Source organism: Spectribacter acetivorans, from assembly GCF_031846305.1.
Lineage (GTDB): Bacteria > Pseudomonadota > Gammaproteobacteria > Nevskiales > Salinisphaeraceae > Spectribacter > Spectribacter acetivorans.
The window spans coordinates 284,986-300,577 of record NZ_JAVRHY010000002.1 but is presented as its reverse complement, the minus strand read 5'-3'; the positions used below and the strand labels follow the sequence as shown (position 1 = coordinate 300,577).

The 15,592-nt window shown below is 67.8% G+C and carries 14 protein-coding genes; 11 read left to right on the top strand and 3 right to left on the bottom strand.

Features of this window, described 5'->3' with window-relative positions; genetic code table 11:
• Positions 1–53: 53 nt before the first annotated feature.
• From RM531_RS03405 to RM531_RS03355, 11 genes are all read left to right on the top strand, one after another.
• Positions 54–2,081 (top strand): alpha-ketoacid dehydrogenase subunit alpha/beta, encoded by a 2,028-nt coding sequence (locus tag RM531_RS03405; protein WP_311657312.1) that lies wholly within the window; start codon positions 54–56, stop codon positions 2,079–2,081.
• 85 nt (positions 2,082–2,166) lie between these two features.
• Positions 2,167–2,985, top strand: a complete 819-nt coding sequence (locus RM531_RS03400; protein ID WP_311657310.1) for an FAD binding domain-containing protein — start codon at positions 2,167–2,169, stop codon at positions 2,983–2,985.
• The gene (locus RM531_RS03395; RefSeq protein ID WP_311657308.1) at positions 2,982–5,894 is read left to right on the top strand and encodes a molybdopterin-dependent oxidoreductase; all 2,913 of its coding nucleotides are present in this window, start codon (positions 2,982–2,984) and stop codon (positions 5,892–5,894) included. The genes RM531_RS03400 and RM531_RS03395 overlap by 4 nt, the downstream gene beginning before the upstream one ends.
• Positions 5,891–6,715 carry an N-acyl homoserine lactonase family protein gene (locus RM531_RS03390; RefSeq protein ID WP_311657306.1) on the top strand — a complete coding sequence of 275 codons (825 nt, stop codon included), beginning with the start codon at positions 5,891–5,893 and terminating at the stop codon, positions 6,713–6,715. Before RM531_RS03395 ends, RM531_RS03390 begins: the two co-directional genes overlap by 4 nt.
• 4 nt (positions 6,716–6,719) lie before the next feature.
• Entirely contained in the window at positions 6,720–7,256 is a 537-nt protein-coding gene (locus tag RM531_RS03385) for a carboxymuconolactone decarboxylase family protein (protein WP_311657305.1), read from the top strand.
• 113 nt (positions 7,257–7,369) lie between these two features.
• Positions 7,370–7,825: a (2Fe-2S)-binding protein gene (locus RM531_RS03380; RefSeq protein WP_311657303.1), complete on the top strand. Its 456-nt coding sequence runs from the start codon at positions 7,370–7,372 to the stop codon at positions 7,823–7,825.
• A 4-nt stretch (positions 7,826–7,829) separates the two neighbouring features.
• Positions 7,830–10,028 carry a xanthine dehydrogenase family protein molybdopterin-binding subunit gene (locus RM531_RS03375; RefSeq protein ID WP_311657301.1) on the top strand — a complete coding sequence of 733 codons (2,199 nt, stop codon included), beginning with the start codon at positions 7,830–7,832 and terminating at the stop codon, positions 10,026–10,028.
• A gap of 10 nt (positions 10,029–10,038) precedes the next feature.
• The gene (locus RM531_RS03370) at positions 10,039–10,641 is read left to right on the top strand and encodes a hypothetical protein (RefSeq protein WP_311657300.1); all 603 of its coding nucleotides are present in this window, start codon (positions 10,039–10,041) and stop codon (positions 10,639–10,641) included.
• 1 nt (position 10,642) lies between these two features.
• Positions 10,643–11,674: an XdhC family protein gene (locus RM531_RS03365; RefSeq protein ID WP_311657299.1), complete on the top strand. Its 1,032-nt coding sequence runs from the start codon at positions 10,643–10,645 to the stop codon at positions 11,672–11,674.
• Entirely contained in the window at positions 11,667–12,728 is a 1,062-nt protein-coding gene (locus RM531_RS03360) for a nucleotidyltransferase family protein (protein ID WP_311657298.1), read from the top strand. Before RM531_RS03365 ends, RM531_RS03360 begins: the two co-directional genes overlap by 8 nt.
• Before the next feature lie 24 nt (positions 12,729–12,752).
• The gene (locus RM531_RS03355) at positions 12,753–13,625 is read left to right on the top strand and encodes an AEC family transporter (RefSeq protein ID WP_311657297.1); all 873 of its coding nucleotides are present in this window, start codon (positions 12,753–12,755) and stop codon (positions 13,623–13,625) included.
• 83 nt (positions 13,626–13,708) lie between these two features.
• Here RM531_RS03355 and RM531_RS03350 read toward each other — a convergent pair whose 3' ends face one another.
• The 3 genes from RM531_RS03350 to RM531_RS03340 all read right to left on the bottom strand — a co-directional run bounded on the left by RM531_RS03350 (position 13,709) and on the right by RM531_RS03340 (position 15,572).
• Positions 13,709–14,473, bottom strand: a complete 765-nt coding sequence (locus tag RM531_RS03350; protein WP_311657295.1) for a M48 family metallopeptidase — start codon at positions 14,471–14,473, stop codon at positions 13,709–13,711.
• A 90-nt stretch (positions 14,474–14,563) separates the two neighbouring features.
• On the bottom strand, positions 14,564–15,211 hold the full coding sequence (locus RM531_RS03345; protein ID WP_311657294.1) for a cation diffusion facilitator family transporter: 648 nt from the start codon (positions 15,209–15,211) through the stop codon (positions 14,564–14,566).
• Between the two features lie 16 nt (positions 15,212–15,227).
• Positions 15,228–15,572, bottom strand: a complete 345-nt coding sequence (locus tag RM531_RS03340; protein ID WP_311657292.1) for a YnfA family protein — start codon at positions 15,570–15,572, stop codon at positions 15,228–15,230.
• Between the last annotated feature and the right edge of the window lie 20 nt (positions 15,573–15,592).

Here is a 15,592-nt window from a genome sequence, read left to right as displayed (position 1 = left end):
TCAGTGGGTCGGCGCACGACGCCCGCCGCTGCCAACCGGTGCCAGGAGGGACCATGGGTCAGGTCAGAGCAACTGCCGATACGGCGCCACAGTCGTCGCCGCAGCCATTCGATCACGATGCGATACGCCAGGCCCTGCGCTGGACGAGCTTCGTGCGCGCCTTCGAGGCGAAGGTGCTGGCACTGACCCGCACCGATCCCCCGGGAATCGCCGGCTCGGTCCACCTCTGCGCCGGCCAGGAGGCGGTGGCCTATGGCGCGGTCGCCGGTCTCCGGGACGATGATCCGGTCATCGCCACCTATCGCGGCCATGCCTGGGCCCTGGCGGCGGGGCTGAGCGACGAGGCAGTCCTCGCCGAAATCTGCCACCGCGAGGCCGGCATCAACGGCGGGCGGGCCGGGTCGGCCTTCATGCTGGCGCCGCACACCCGTTTCATCGGCGAGAACTCCATTGTCGGGGCCGGCACCACCCAGGCCTGCGGGGTGGCCCTGGCGAATCTCGCCGCCGGCAACGGGCGGGTGGTGCTGGTGTCGATCGGCGATGGCGCCATGAACCAGGGGGCCACCCATGAAGCCATGGCGTTCGCCGCCGCCCGCGCCCTGCCCGTGATCTTTCTTTGCGAGCACAACGGCTGGTCCGAACTCACGCCGACCGGGGACATGTTCAGGGTTTCGCGCCTGGCCCGCCGCGCCGGCGGCTACGGCATGCAGAGCACCACCATTGCCGGCACCGACCCGGCGGTGGTGCGCGACACCGTGGCGGTCGCCGCGCAGCGTGCGCGTGACGGCGACGGGCCGATGTTCATCGAGTGCCGCGTGCCCCGCCTCTGGGGCCATTACAACAAGGACGTCGAACACTACCGCCCGGCTGCCGACAAGAAGGCGGCCGCCGCGGAGGACCCGCTCGCGCTGCTGGGCCAGCGCCTGATCGATGCCGGCGCCATGAGCGCTGATGAAGTTGACGCCCTGCACCGGGAACAGGAGACGGCGGTGGACGCCCTGGCCGAGCGGGTACTGGCCATGCCGCGCCCGGATCCAGCCACCGCCACCGATCATGTCCTGGCGCCGCCGGTCGATGCGCCGGCCCCGGCGGTGCGCGAAACCCGGGAGATGACCTATGCCGAGGCGGTGAACACCGCCTTGCGTGACGAGCTGCAAAGCCAGCCGGCCACTGTCTTTTACGGCGAGGATGTCGGCAAGGCCGGCGGTATCTTCGGCGTGGGCAAGCTGCTGCAGCGAGATTTCGGCGCCGATCGCGTGTTCGACACCCCGATTGCCGAGAATGCCATCCTCGGTTCCGCGGTCGGCGCCGCCCTTTCCGGGCTGCGTCCGATCGTCGAAATCATGTGGGCGGATTTCGTCTTCGTCGCCTTCGATCAGCTGATCAATCAGGCCGCCAATATCCGCTATGTCACGCGCGGCCAGTCGTCGGTGCCGATGGTGGTGCGCATGCAGCAGGGCGCCACACCGGGCTCCTGTTCGCAGCACTCGCAGTGCATCGAGGGCCTGCTGACCCACATCCCCGGCCTCAAGGTGGCACTGGCGGCGACGCCCGCCGACGCCTACAGCCTGTTGCGATCAGCCGCGGCCGATTCCGACCCCTGCGTGGTCATCGAGGCGCGGGCGCTGTACTGGAACAAGGGCGAAGTGGCGCTCACCGACGGTGCCGAACCGGTGGGCCGCGCGCGCCGCCATCGCAGCGGCGGGGATGCCACCATCCTCACCTGGGGCAGCATGCTGCCTCGCACGCTGGAGGCGGCGGAGCAGCTGGCCGGGGAAGGCATTGAAACCACCGTGGTCGACCTACGCTGGCTCAACCCGATGGACCACAACGCCGTGGCTCAGGCGGTGGCCGATGGCGGCGGCCGGGTCCTGATTGTGCACGAGGCAGTGCGCAGCGGCGGCTTTGGCGCCGAACTGGCCAGCCGGATTCACGAGGCGCATGAATCCCTGCTGAGCGCACCGGTCCGGCGGCTGACTACACCGGATACGCGCGTTCCCGCATCGCCGGACCTGCAGGCGGTCCTGATCCCGGATGCGCCAGGTATCGCCGCCGCGGTACGGGAACTGATTGCTGCCTAGGGTCCGTGGTCCATGTGGTTCGTGGGCCGTAACGACGACAGAAAAAACGATGACAGCCGGAAAACCGGCGCGGAGGAGAGGACACATGCGACCGGCTGAATTCGAACTGCTGAGGCCGCACGGTCGGGCGGAGCTCGACGCGATCCTGGCCCGGCCCGATGCCGATACCTACTGGCTGGCCGGTGGCCAGGCGTTGCTCAAGGACATGCGCCAGCGCCTGCTCACCCCCAAACGCCTGGTGGATATCTCCGGACTGTCCGAACTCGACTACATCCGGGCGGAAGGCGATGTCCTGGAAATCGGCGCGATCACCCGCCTGGCCACGCTGGCGGCCGATGCCGCGGTGCGCCGGCACTGTCCGGCGCTCGCCGCTGCCGCCGCCGCGGTGGGTGACGTGCAGGTCCGCAATCGCGCCACGGTAGGGGGCAACCTCTGCACCGGTGGCAGCGCGGATGTTGCGGTGGCCCTGCTGGCGGCAGGTGCCGAAATCGTCGTGGCCGGCGCCGGGCAGCAGCATCGCCGGCAACTGGCAGACTTTCTGGCCGGGGAGACGGCCGGCAACCGGGGTGAGTTGATCGTGGCCATCCGGGTGCCGGCAGCGCCGGCCAGTGGCTTCGTCAAGTTTTCCCGGCGTGCAGCGGACCCCGGCATCGTCAGTGCCGCGGCAACCCTCGGCGCACGGCCCGGTCTGGCATTCGGTGGCGTGCACCGACATGTCTTTGCCCCGGCGGCCGATGCATTGCCGGCCCTCGAGCCCGGTTCGGCGGCGTTGCGCACCGCCCTGGAGGCCTTCGCCCGCGAACTGACCCCGCCCGACACGCCGCACGCCTCGGCGGCCTATCGCCGCCGGATTCTCCCGGTGATCGCGGACCGCGCGGTGCGCGCGACGGCAGGTGCGGCATGACCGGCAATCCCGGGGACAGCACCCCGATCCGGCTGGAGGTCAACGGCGAGACACGCGAGGCGCTGGTGCCCTCGCGGCTGTTGCTGGTCGATTATCTGCGTCAGGAACTGCGCCTGACTGGCACCCATACCGGCTGTGACGATGCCCGCTGCGGGGCCTGCACCGTGCGTGTGGACGGCGCGCCGGTGAAGTCCTGCATGATGCTCGCGCGCCAGGCCGACGGCAGGGCGGTGGAGACGGTGGAGGCCCTGGGTACGGCGGACCGCCTGAGCGTGCTGCAGCGCGCCTTCCGCCGCCGGCACGGCCTGCAATGCGGTTACTGCACGCCGGGCATGCTCAACTCCGCCCAGGCTTTGCTGGAACGCAATTCCGAGCCTGACGAGGCCGAGGTGCGCGCGGCGCTGGTGGGCAATCTCTGCCGCTGCACGGGCTACCAGAACATAGTCGCCTCCGTGCTCGATGCGGCGGCGGAAATGCGCGGCGACGCGCCGCCGGTTGCCGACGAGTCGCGGCCGGCTACGGACGGCGACAAGTGGGTGGGGCGGTCCACCGAGCGGGTTCAGGACACCCGTCTGCTGACCGGCCAGGGGCGTTACGTGGCCGACCTGGCCGATGCCGACACGCTGCATGCCGCCATCCTGCGAAGCCCGCACGCCCATGCCCGCATCCGGCGCATCGACACCAGCGCGGCCCGCGCCATGCCGGGCGTCGCCCAGGTGCTCACCGGCGCCGAGGCGGCCGAGTTCTCGCACCCGCTACCGCCCACCATCGACATCGGCATGCGCATGAACAAATCGCATGCCATCGCGGTGGACAAGGTCCGTTATCACGGCGAGCCGGTGGCCGCGGTGGCAGCCATCGACCCCTATATTGCCGAAGACGCGCTGGCGAAAATCGTCGTGGATTACGAGGTCCTGGAACCGGTGGTGGACATCGACCAAGCCCTGGCCGACGACGCGCCGCGACTCTACGAGGACTGGCCCGACAACCGCTGCCTCGAATACCAGTTCAGCGATGGTCCGCTCGACCAGGCCTTCGCCGAGGCCGCGCATACCGTGGTGGCCGAGATTCCCCACCACCGTTATACGGCTGTACCGATGGAAGGGCGCGTGGCGCTGGCCCATTACTGGTCCAGCGAGGGCCGGTTGACCCTGCGGTTGTCCACCCAGAACCCGCACCAGTGCCGTACCTTGCTGGCCCAGACCCTGGATCTGCCGGAAGCGCGCATCGAGGTGATCTGCAAGGACGTGGGCGGCGGCTTCGGGCTCAAGCTGCAGGTGGACGGGGAAGTCATTCCCTGCCTGCTGTCCATGCGCACGGGGCGGCCGGTATTGTGGGCCGAGACCCGCGAGGAGAACCTGCTTTCCGGCATCCACGCCCGCGACTATCGCCTGACCATGGAAGGCGCCTTCGACAACGACGGTCGCATCCTGGGCCTGCGTACACATCTGCTGGGCAACTGCGGTTGCGATGGCACCAACCGGGCCGCCGGCGCGGGGCAGCTCCTGGTGGGGGCGTTCTATTTTCCCGGCAACTACAAGGTGCCGGCCTATAGCGCGGACGTGGTGGGCGTGGTCTCGAACAAGGCGCCGTACGGCGCCTACCGTGGCTATGGCAAGGACATCGCCAACCACGGCATCGAGCGCTTCATGAATATCGCGGCCCGCCAGCTCGGCATGGACGCCAACGAGCTACGCCGGCGCAATCTGGTCCAGCCCGACGAGTTTCCCTACGAGATACTCACCGGTCCGATCTATGACAGTGGCGACTACCCCGAGCTGCTGGCGATGGCGGAAGCCGGCGTGGATCTGGCCGCGTTCCGCAAGCGCCAGGCCGAGGCCCGTGCCGCCGGCCGCTACCTGGGCGTGGGCTTCGCCATGATGCTGGAGCCGGCCGGCGGGGCGGTGCCCAACAGCATCTTCAATGCCTACGAAACCGCTACCGTGCGCATGATGCCGCAGGGCGACTTCCTGCTGCTCACCGGCATGCAGGATATCGGCCAGGGGGTGGAAACCACCCTGGCCCAGGTGGTGGCCGACGAGTTCAGCGTGACCCCGGACCGCATCAACGTGGTATTCGGCGACACCCACGGCGTGCCCTACGGCCTGGGCGCCTGGTCCAGCCGCGGCGCCAGCTTCGGCGTATCCGCCGCCGTGGAGGCCGCCCGCAAGCTGGCGCGGCGCATGCGGGCCATCGGCGCTCGCATGATGGAATGCGACACCGACGCTGTCACGCTGCGCGACGGCGCCGTGCAACGGACCGACGGGGTGGCCAGCCTGGCCTTTCAAAACATCGGCAACGCCGTATCGCTGTGGCCGGGCCCGCACGGCATCGTGCCGGAAGGCGAGGAACCGAATCTGGAAGCCACTGCCACCTGGACAAATCCGGTGGTTCGCTGGGTGCCCAACGACGCCGGCTCGCTGAGTATCTACGCCACCCATCCCAGCGGCTGCTTCGCGGTGATCGTTGAGGTGGATGCCGACACCGGCGCCATCCGCGTGGACCGGGTGTACGCCGCCCACGACTGCGGCACGGTGATCAACCCGACCATCGTCAACGGCCAGCTGCACGGCGGCTGCGTGCAGGGCCTGGGTGCGGTACTGGGCGAGGAACTGTGCTACGACGAACAGGGCCACCTGCTCAACAAGGGCTTCTGGGACTACCTGATTCCCCAGGCGCCGGACGTGCCCAACATCGAGATCGGTCATCTGGTCTGTCCGTCCCCGAACACGCCCCTGGGAACCAAGGGGATGGGAGAGGGCGGTCCGGTGGGCATTCCGGCGGCGGTGATGAACGCGGTGGAGGACGCGCTGTCGCCGCTCGACGTGCACCTCAGTGAACTGCCGCTGTCGCCGGAACGGGTTCTGGCGGCGATCGACGCAGCACGCAGCCAGGGAGCGCCATTATGACCAAGGCCGGCAAGACCAAGGAATACCAGGTCCATCCGTTGATCCTGGGTGAGGCCCAGGTGGGCTCGGTGCTGGACATCTTCTGGAGCCTGACCAAGAACGCGGCGCCGGTGAAGGTGCCGGTTCTGGCCTTCCTCATCGAAGGTGGCTCGGAGCCAATCCTGGTGGACACCGGCATGCGCAGCGCCGACCGCGCTATGAACATCCACAAGCTGGGGCCGCACAGTATCGGCGAGGACAACACCCTGGCCGCGCAGCTGGCCCGCTTCGGCTACCGGCCGGAAGATATCAAGACGGTGCTGATCACCCACCTGCACTACGATCACGCGGGCGGCTGCGAGGACCTGCCCAATGCCCGCATCATCGTCCAGCGCAGTGAGCTCGCCGCCGCCGCCGCACCGATCGGCCCGCGCGGCCTGGAGATCGGCAATCGCGAACTGTTCTACGACCGCGAGGACATCGCCGCCCTGGTCAATCCGTTGTGGGAACGGGTGGAACTGATCGAGGGCGATGTCACACCGTTTCCCGGCATCGACTGCATTCTCTATCCGGACACCCACACGCCCGGCAGCCAGTGCATCTATGTGAATACACCGGACGGAGTGGTGAGCATCGTCGGCGACATCGTGCGCAAGGTGCAGCTCAACGTGGGGCAGGGCATCCCGCCCGGCTTGTACTACGACCTGGAGCAGATGCTGCGCGCCATGCGCGACATCGGCCAGCGTAGCGACCTGGTCTTGCCCACGCACGATCCCATGGTGCTGGAAGAAGACCCGGAAAAGCGCCTGGCCGCGCTGCGCCCGGAAAAGCCCTGGCCGTAAGCGCATGCCACGTATCCCCTATCTGGACGATGACGCGGCCGGCCCGGCCGATCTGGTCGCCGCCATCCGCGAGCGCCGCGGCGGCGAGCTGCTGAATCTGGATCGCATCCTGTTGCACAGCCCACCGCTGGCCCGCGGCTGGGGCGCCCTGCTGGGCGCGGTGCGCGGCGAATTCGGATTGCCGGCCCTGACCCGAGAGCTGGCCATTTGCACCGTGGCGTCGCTTACTGGCGCCGACTACGAGCTGCATCACCACGAAGCGCTGTTCCTGCAGGCCGGCGGCAGCCAGATACAGTTCGACGCCCTGGTGACCGATGCCGCGGCCGCCGCGGAAGCAACGCAACTGTTCGATGCCGGGCAGCGTGCGTTGATAGCGTTCGCCGTGGTCAGTACCCGCCACGTGACCATCGACGAGGCCACGTTCGCGGCCCTGCGCGAGCACTGGCCGCAACCGCGCCAGCAGGTCGAGATCGTCGCGCTGATCGCCGCCTACAACATGGCCGCGCGTGTCTTGGTGGCAAGCGGTATCACACCGGAATAGCCATTGGCCCAGCGTGGGCGGCAGATGGCGGTGCCATGCCGCCGCTTTCCACGGTTGTCCGGCGACGATGCCATGCTTAGAGTGGTGTTTCCGACGATCTAACCGGACTTGCCATGAAGTTGAATATCAACGGCACCGCTCACAATGTCGATGTCCCGAAAGACATGCCGCTGCTCTGGGTGTTGCGAGACCGGCTCGGTCTGACCGGCACCAAGTTCGGCTGCGGTGTAGCGCAGTGCGGTGCCTGCACCGTGCATGTGGACGGGCAGCCCAAACGATCTTGCGTGACGCCGGTGAAGTTTCTCGGCAACAGCAAGATCACCACCATCGAGGGGCTCGACAGCCCGCAGGCCAAGGCGATCCAGGACGCCTGGTGCGCCATCGACGTCCCGCAGTGTGGCTTCTGCCAGTCCGGCCAGGTGATGACCGCGACCAATCTGCTCACGGAAAAGCCCAATCCCACGGACGACGACATCGACGGCGCGCTGGCCGGCAATATCTGCCGCTGCGCTACCTATGTGCGTATCCGGCAGGCCGTTCACGACGCGGCCGACAAGCTGGCGGGGTAGGGCTATGAGCGTGCAACCCATTAATACCGGACGCCGCGAATTCCTCAAGCACAGCGCGCTGGCCGGGGCGGGGCTGATCATCGGCATGACGCTGCCCGGGCGCGGTCGCGCCCAGGTGCCTGACCCCGATTCCGGCGCCGCGGCCTTCTTCCGACCGGATGGCAGCGGGGCCGATTTTTCGCCCAATGCCTTCGTGCGCATCGCCCCGGACAGCACGGTGACGGTGTTGATCAAGCACATCGAGTTCGGCCAGGGGCCGTTCACCGGCCTGGCCACGCTGGTGGCCGAGGAACTGGACGCCGACTGGGGCCAGATGCGGGCCCGCAGTGCGCCGGCCGATGCCGAGCTGTACAAGAACCTGGCGTTCGGCGTGCAGGGAACCGGCGGGTCGACCGCCATGGCCAATTCCTACAACCAGATGCGCAAGGCCGGTGCCGCCGCCCGGGCGTTGCTGGTGCGGGCCGCGGCCGAGGCCTGGTCGGTGCCGGCCGGGGAAATCTCCGTCAGCAAGGGTGTGATCACGCACGAGGGTAGCGGGAAGCGCGCGTCGTTCGGTGAATTTGCCGAGGCTGCGAGCCGCTTCGAGCCGCCCGAAGACGTGACGCTGAAATCACCGGACCAGTTCCGCCTGATCGGCACCGATGTGCCCAAGCTGGATACCAGCATCAAGAGCAACGGCCAGGCACAGTTCACGCTCGACGTGATGCGCGACGACATGCTGACGGTGGTGGTGGCGCACCCGCCGAAGTTCGGGGCGACCGTGGCCGGCGTGGATGCCGCCGCGGCCCGCAAGGTGCCGGGCGTAGCGGACGTGCAGACCATTCCCAGCGGCGTCGCGGTCTATGCCCGCGACACCTGGGCTGCCATGCAGGGCCGCAAGGCGTTGAAGATCGACTGGGACGAGACCGGGGCGGAGACGCGCTCGACCAAGCAGATCACGGCGGATTTCGAGACGTTGTCGGAGAAAGTCGGCGATATCGCCACGGATCGCGGCGACGTTGCCGGCGTGCAGTCGCGTCTGGCGAAACGGCTGGATGCGGTCTACCGCTTTCCCTACCTCGCTCATGCGCCGATGGAAACGCTGGATTGCGTGATCCAGGCGCAGGGCGATTCGGTGGAGGCCTGGTTCGGATCCCAGATCCAGACCATGGACCAGCAGGCAATCGGCGAGGTATTCGGCATCGAGCCCGGCAAGGTGGTCATTCACACCATGTATGCGGGCGGCAGCTTCGGCCGGCGGGCCACGCAGGCCAGCCATCTGGCCCGTGAGGCCGCCGAGGTGGCGAAGGCCCACGGCAAGTCCCGGCCGCTCAAGCTGGTCTGGTCGCGCGAGGACGACATCCAGGGTGGCTGGTACCGCCCCCTGAACGTGCACCGCCTGTCCGGCGGCGTCGATGACGACGGCAACATCGTGGCCTGGGACCAGACCATCGTCGGCCAGTCGATCATGGCCGGCTCGGCATTTGCCGGCCAGATCAAGGACGGCATCGACCCCACATCAGTGGAAGGCGCCCGCAATCTGCCGTACAGACTGCCCAACCTGCGAGTATCGCTGCACAGCCCGGCGTCGCCGCTGCCGGTACTGTGGTGGCGTTCGGTAGGGCACACGCACACGGCCTATTCCACCGAAACCTTTATCGACGAGCTGCTGGAAATGGCCGGCAAAGACCCGATCGAGGGCCGGCTCGAACTACTGGACGAACATCCGCGCCACGCCGGCGTGCTGCGGGAAGTGGCGAAGCTGGCCAAGGCCGCCGGCCCCGCACCCGAGGGGCGGGCCCGCGGCGTAGCCCTGCACAAGTCGTTTTCCAGCTACGTGGCCGAGATCGCCGAGGTATCCCGCGGCGACGAGGGCCCACGCGTGCACCGGGTCTGGTGCGCGGTGGACTGCGGCGTGGCGGTCAACCCCAACGTGATCCGTGCCCAGATGGAAGGCGGTATCGGCTACGGGCTGGGCGCCATCCTGTTCGACGCCATCACGCTGGAAGAGGGCGGTCGCGTCAGGCAGTCCAACTTCGACAGTTACCGATCGCTGCGCATCCACGAAATGCCCGAGGTGGAAGTGGCCATCGTGAAGTCCGACGAAGACCCGACAGGCGTCGGCGAACCCGGCACGCCGCCCATCGGACCGGCCGTGGCCAACGCCTGGCGGCGTCTGACCGGCGAGTCCGTTCGGGACCTTCCCTTCGTCAAACCGGCCTGAGGATTCAGCAATGAAAACATTCGGTTTGACGATTGTCCTGAGCTTGTTTCTTGTCACCGCATTGCCCGCCAACTCGGCCGACAACGACACTGAACTACGCGGCCCGGATGCCTTCAGCGATATCGAGGACGACACCGAACGGGCCCGGGCCATGTTTGGCGAGGCTGGCAAGGTGATTCAGCACCCCCGCTGCGTGAACTGTCATCCAAAGGGTGACAGCCCGCGTCAAGGCATGGCGATGGAACTGCACGAACCGCCCGTCCGGCGGGGCCCGGCGAATTTTGGTGTCACCGGCATGCGCTGTTTCACCTGCCACAATCCGGAGAACGTGGCGGCCGGCGGCGTGCCCGGCAATCCGGCCTGGCATCTGGCACCAAAATCCCAGGCCTGGTACGGCAAGTCGCTGGGTGAAATCTGCGAGCAGATCAAGGATACCGAGCGCAACGGCGGCATGAGCATGGACGAGCTGGTTGAGCACATGGCCGAAGACAGCCTGGTGGGATGGGGCTGGGAGCCCGGCGGCGACCGCGAACCCGTGCCCGGCGACTGGGAGACCTTCGGCAACCTGATTGCCGCCTGGGCCGACGCCGGCGCCCATTGCCCCGCCCCCTGAGATGGCTGGCGGGACGGGAGCAGAGGCCTCGATCAATCCGCTGATTCTGGCAAGCCGCTGGCGCGGGGAAGGCCGCCGGGTCGCGCTGGCCACCGTGATCCGCACCTGGGGCGCCTCGCCGCGGCCCGTGGGCAGCATGCTGGTGGCCGATGATGAGGGCGATTTTGCCGGGTCCGTCTCCGGCGGCTGTATCGAAAGCGAGGTGGTAATGGCAGCGGCCGAGGCCATTGCCGCCAACGCGTCGCGAGTTCTGGATTTCGGTATCGACAACGACGACGCCTGGTCGGCGGGGCTGACCTGCGGGGGCAGCCTGCAGGTACTGGTCCAGCCGGTGGCCGACGACACGGCCTGTCTGAGCCCGGCCATCATCGAACGCTGCGCCGAGGCGCTGACCCGGCGCGAGCCGCTGGGGCTGCTGACCAATCTGGTTTCCATGCGGCCACGCCTGGTCGAGTGGGCGGACGCCGAGACTCTGCCCGACGAGTTCCGCAACCGGCTTACCAGCGGCCGGGCAGGGCTGGAATCGCGCGAGCAGGCCGACTGGTTCATTCAGCCGTTGCGGCCCGCTCCGACGCTGGCGATTGTGGGCGCGGTGCACGTGGCGCAACCCCTGGCCCGGATGGCAGCCATCGCCGGCCTGGATGTCGTGGTGATCGACCCTCGGCGCGCGTTTGCTGACAGCGACAATCTGCGCGGCATTGACGTGCGCGGCGAATGGCCCGGCGAGGCCCTGGCCGGGCTGACGGGCGGCGGCGGCATTGCCGTAACCACGCTGACTCACGAACCCCGGCTGGACGACCCGGCCCTGAACTGGGCGCTGACCAGCGATGACGTCTTCTACATCGGGGCGCTGGGCAGCCGCCGCACCCATGCCGCCCGGCTGGAGCGACTTCGCGAACAGGGTTTCGACGCGGACCAGCTGGCCCGCATCCATGCCCCGATCGGGCTGGACATCAAGGCCCTGACGCCGGAAGAGATCGCGGTTTCCATTCTCGCGGAACTGGTGGCCGTGCGCCGGGGCGCCCGTGACTGAGGCGCGCATTGCGGCCGTGGTTCTGGCTGCCGGCCAGTCGCGGCGAATGGGGCCGCTGGACAAGCTGTTGCTCACGGTAGACGGCCAGCCCTGCGTGGTTCATGCCGTGCGGGCCGCGCTGGCTGCCGGCGCCGATCCGGTCCGTGTGGTGGTCGCGGCGGCGGATAACCCGGTGGCTCAAGCGCTGGCCGGCTGGCCGGTGCAGATCGTGGTCAGCCTGCATGCCGACGAAGGTATGGCCCATTCGCTGGCCGCCGGCGTGTCGGGTCTGGCGGAGGATGTGACCGGCGCCCTGATCATGCTGGGCGACATGCCGCTGGTGTCTGCCGAGTCGCTGATTCGACTATGCCGGACGCTGCGGGACAATCCGGCGCTGGCCGCCTGCGTGCCCAGTCATCTTGGCCGGCGGGGTAATCCGGTGCTCTGGCACCGGCGACATTTTCCGGCATTGCAGGCGCTGACCGGCGATCATGGCGCCAGGTCGTTGCTGCGCAGCCTCGAGGCCCGCGTTGCCGAAGTGGCTGTACCGGACGATGGCGTCCTGATCGACATCGACACTGCCGAGGCCGCTGCCGACCTTCAGCACCGGCTGCGGCTGGCCGCCGGCGAGGTATCTCCGGCGCCGGATCTGGCAACGCTGGCCGAGGCGTCGCCCGGTCAGGCGCCGATGCCGGGGCAGGGGGTCGAACTGAGCCTGGACGGCCGTTTCTGCCCCGATCAGGCCACTGTCTGGCTGGCCACCGACGGCGGTCGCATCGCCTGTTGTGATGCCACGGCGCATGGCTGCCTGCTCAGCCGCGCCGCCGCGGGCGCCCTGCGGCGCGACGCGCCGGGTGCCGACCTGGGCGCGATCCTCGATGCGGCCACCTATCTGCGCGGCCTGGCGGCGGGCGAGGGCGGGGCGCCGCCGCCCGGCTTCCCGTCGCTGGCCGCCTTTGCCGCGCTCCAGCAGTTTCCCCGCCGCCTGGGCTGTGTTTTGCTGCCGTTCGAAACCGCGAGCCGATTACTGGCATCCCGGACGTCCGACCAACCCGCCGCGCCGGATGGTCGTTGACGGCCGGCGGGGACCCGCCAGAGCATGATCCGCCAACTACTCGAAATCACGGTGCCGGTATTTGGCATCGTGCTGCTGAGTTTCGCCTATGGCCGTTGGCGTCCCACCGAGATGGCAACGGCCAACCGGCTGAATATCGTCCTGTTCATCCCGGCACTGATATTCCACGCTCTGACCGAGCGGACCGGCGAGGATCTGCCCTTTACCCAGCTAACCCTGGCCACATTGGTGATCGTGCTCGGCTCCGGTCTGATTGCCTGGCCGCTGGCTCGGCTTGCGGGGTGGCAGCCGTCAACGCTGGTGCCACCCGCGATGTTCAACAACAGCGGCAACATGGGACTGCCGCTGGCCGTGCTGGCATTCGGTGCGGACAGCCTGCCGGCGGCCGTGGTGCTGCTGGTGGTCACCAACGTCCTGCAGTTCACCGTCGGGTTGTGGGTGCTGCAGGGACGGCTGGACCTGCCGGGACTGATCCGGCACCCGATGCTGCTGGCCACCGCGGCGGGACTTGTGGCGCTGGCGCTGGACTGGCGCATGCCCGCGATGATCGAGCCCGGAGTCCGCATGCTCGGCGATGTGGCCATCCCGCTGATGCTGGTCGCGCTGGGTATGCGGCTGTCCGAGGGCGGTATCGATGAATGGCGGCTGGGGCTGGTGGGCGGTCTGCTGACGCCGCTGACCGGTCTGCTGATTGCCGTGCCCTGGGTGTGGTGGACCCAACCGGTACCGCCGCTCGACGCGCTGATCATTCTCTATGCGGCACTGCCGCCGGCCGTGATGAATTACATGCTGGCGGAGCAGGCCGGGCGGGATTCCTCGGCGGTTGCCGCCATCGTGGCCATTGGCAACGCGCTGGCGCTGATCGTGATTCCCGTGACCCTGGTATTCATTCTCTAACCGGCACCGGTCATTGTGAGGCGCGGCGACGCCGCGGCGTGGAATCAGGCCAGAAGATCGCCGCGCTATCCCCGCGTGATATATCAACAATCTGCCGGTTGTGCCTGTCGATAAAGCGAATCCACCGTGTCCAGCTGGCTCTTCAGCATGTTGATGCGGGATTCATGCCCGGGATGGGTGGAGAGAAACTCCATTGGCTGATCGCCGGCCTGGCGCGCCATGTTCCGCCACAGCTCAACGCTCTCGGCAGGCGGAAAACCGGCCGCTGCCATCAATTGCAGTCCCATCTGATCCGCCTCCCGCTCGTGGGCGCGACTGAAGGGCAGCACGATGCCCAGCTGGGCACCGATCCCGAGCGCCTGCAACAACTGCTGGCTTTCGATCTCCCCGAACATGCCGATCAGCACCATACCGGCCTTGATGCCGAGTTGCTGGGTCAGGCGTTCGTTACCGTGATTGGCAAGCAGATGACCCACCTCGTGACCGATGATCGCCGCGAGCTGGCCGGAGGTCTCGGCGACCTCCAGAACGCCGGTATGGATACCGATCCGCCCGCCCGGCAAGGCGAAGGCGTTGGGCGTGTCGTTCTCGAATACGACGATTTCCCATACGCCGGGGGCGTCGCTCTGCGGATACTGCCGCCCGGCGGCCTCGACGATCCGGCCGGCGATGCATTCCACCCGGGTACGCACGGTTGCGTCGGTGACCACCGTCTGCCCCTGTTTCATCTGTTCGAAGGCGTCCTGCCCCAGATCCCGCATGATCGGTTCGGGCACCAGGGCCAGCTGGTTACGACCGGTGGGGGTCTGGTCGCAGGCGGCAAGGAAGGGCAGCAGTACGGCTGCCATGGCAAACGCGCGGGTTAGTGGCAAAGGCAACAAGGTGAGCACTTCCGGCCTGGCATCAAGTCAGCGATGATACGCCGGCCTGCCAGGATGTCAGCGGGACACCGTCGACGATATGCCATCGACACCGGCACCCTGATAAGTCCGACGGGCCTGACGCAGAACGCCGATAGCGGAGCGTAGAAACACGCCGGCGATCAGCACGCCAATGATCACGTCTGGCCAGCGGCTGCCCGAGAGAAGGACCAGCCCGGCCGCCAGCAGCACCCCACAGTTGGCGATCAGATCGTTACGCGAACAGACCCAGGACGAGCGCAAGTTGACGTCATCATCGCGATGGCGCGTGAGCAGATAAAGGCAGAAGGAATTGGAAACCAGCGCCAGCAGGCCCACGCCAGCCATCAAGCCAACCACGGGTGGGCCACCCGCGTAGGCCTTGCCGGTAGCCTCGGCCAGCACCAGCAGCCCGAAGGCCAGCATGATCACGCCCTTGACGGCGGCGGAAATCGCCTTCCAGCGATCGCCACGGGCCACCACCATCAGGCTCAGGCTGTAGACCAGCGTGTCACCCAGCATGTCCAGGGAATCCGCCAGGAGTGCCGTGGAACCCGCCAGCCAGCCGGCCCCGAATTCCACGCAGAACATGATCGCGTTGATGCCCAGCACGATCCAGAGCATCCGGCTCTGGCGTTCCCGCAGGACCGCCAGGGAAGCATCGTTTTCGTCACAGCATCCGGTCATGATTCCAGCCGTCAGATCAGCGGGAAATCTGGGCTCCCACCAGGATAACCAGAGTTCCCGCCACGGCCAGCGAGGCACCGCCGAGATCCCACATCGTCGGTCGCGTGTTCTCGGCCAGCCACAGCCAGCCCAGCGATGCCACAATGTAGATACCGCCATAAGCCGCATAGGCGCGCCCGGCGAACTCGACGTCGATGCGCGTGAGCAGCCAGGCGAACACAAACAGCGCCGCCACGCCGGGTACCAGCCACCAGATGCTGGCGTCCCGGCGCAGCCAAGCCCAGACCGCGAAGCAGCCGGCGATTTCGGCCAGGGCTGCCAGCAGGTAGAACCCGAGATGCTGGAACTGCGCTGTCATCATGAGCCGGTCGACCGATTCGG

Bases quoted from the DNA above. Each gene is read 5' to 3' on its own strand.
- RM531_RS03405 (WP_311657312.1), top strand. From the start codon at position 54: ATGGGTCAGGTCAGAGCAACTGCCGATACGGCGCCACAGTCGTCGCCG.
- RM531_RS03400 (WP_311657310.1), top strand. From the start codon at position 2,167: ATGCGACCGGCTGAATTCGAACTGCTGAGGCCGCACGGTCGGGCGGAG.
- RM531_RS03395 (WP_311657308.1), top strand. From the start codon at position 2,982: ATGACCGGCAATCCCGGGGACAGCACCCCGATCCGGCTGGAGGTCAAC.
- RM531_RS03390 (WP_311657306.1), top strand. From the start codon at position 5,891: ATGACCAAGGCCGGCAAGACCAAGGAATACCAGGTCCATCCGTTGATC.
- RM531_RS03385 (WP_311657305.1), top strand. From the start codon at position 6,720: ATGCCACGTATCCCCTATCTGGACGATGACGCGGCCGGCCCGGCCGAT.
- RM531_RS03380 (WP_311657303.1), top strand. From the start codon at position 7,370: ATGAAGTTGAATATCAACGGCACCGCTCACAATGTCGATGTCCCGAAA.
- RM531_RS03375 (WP_311657301.1), top strand. From the start codon at position 7,830: ATGAGCGTGCAACCCATTAATACCGGACGCCGCGAATTCCTCAAGCAC.
- RM531_RS03370 (WP_311657300.1), top strand. From the start codon at position 10,039: ATGAAAACATTCGGTTTGACGATTGTCCTGAGCTTGTTTCTTGTCACC.
- RM531_RS03365 (WP_311657299.1), top strand. From the start codon at position 10,643: ATGGCTGGCGGGACGGGAGCAGAGGCCTCGATCAATCCGCTGATTCTG.
- RM531_RS03355 (WP_311657297.1), top strand. From the start codon at position 12,753: ATGATCCGCCAACTACTCGAAATCACGGTGCCGGTATTTGGCATCGTG.
- RM531_RS03350 (WP_311657295.1), bottom strand. From the start codon at position 14,473: ATGGCAGCCGTACTGCTGCCCTTCCTTGCCGCCTGCGACCAGACCCCC.
- RM531_RS03345 (WP_311657294.1), bottom strand. From the start codon at position 15,211: ATGACCGGATGCTGTGACGAAAACGATGCTTCCCTGGCGGTCCTGCGG.
- RM531_RS03340 (WP_311657292.1), bottom strand. From the start codon at position 15,572: ATGATGACAGCGCAGTTCCAGCATCTCGGGTTCTACCTGCTGGCAGCC.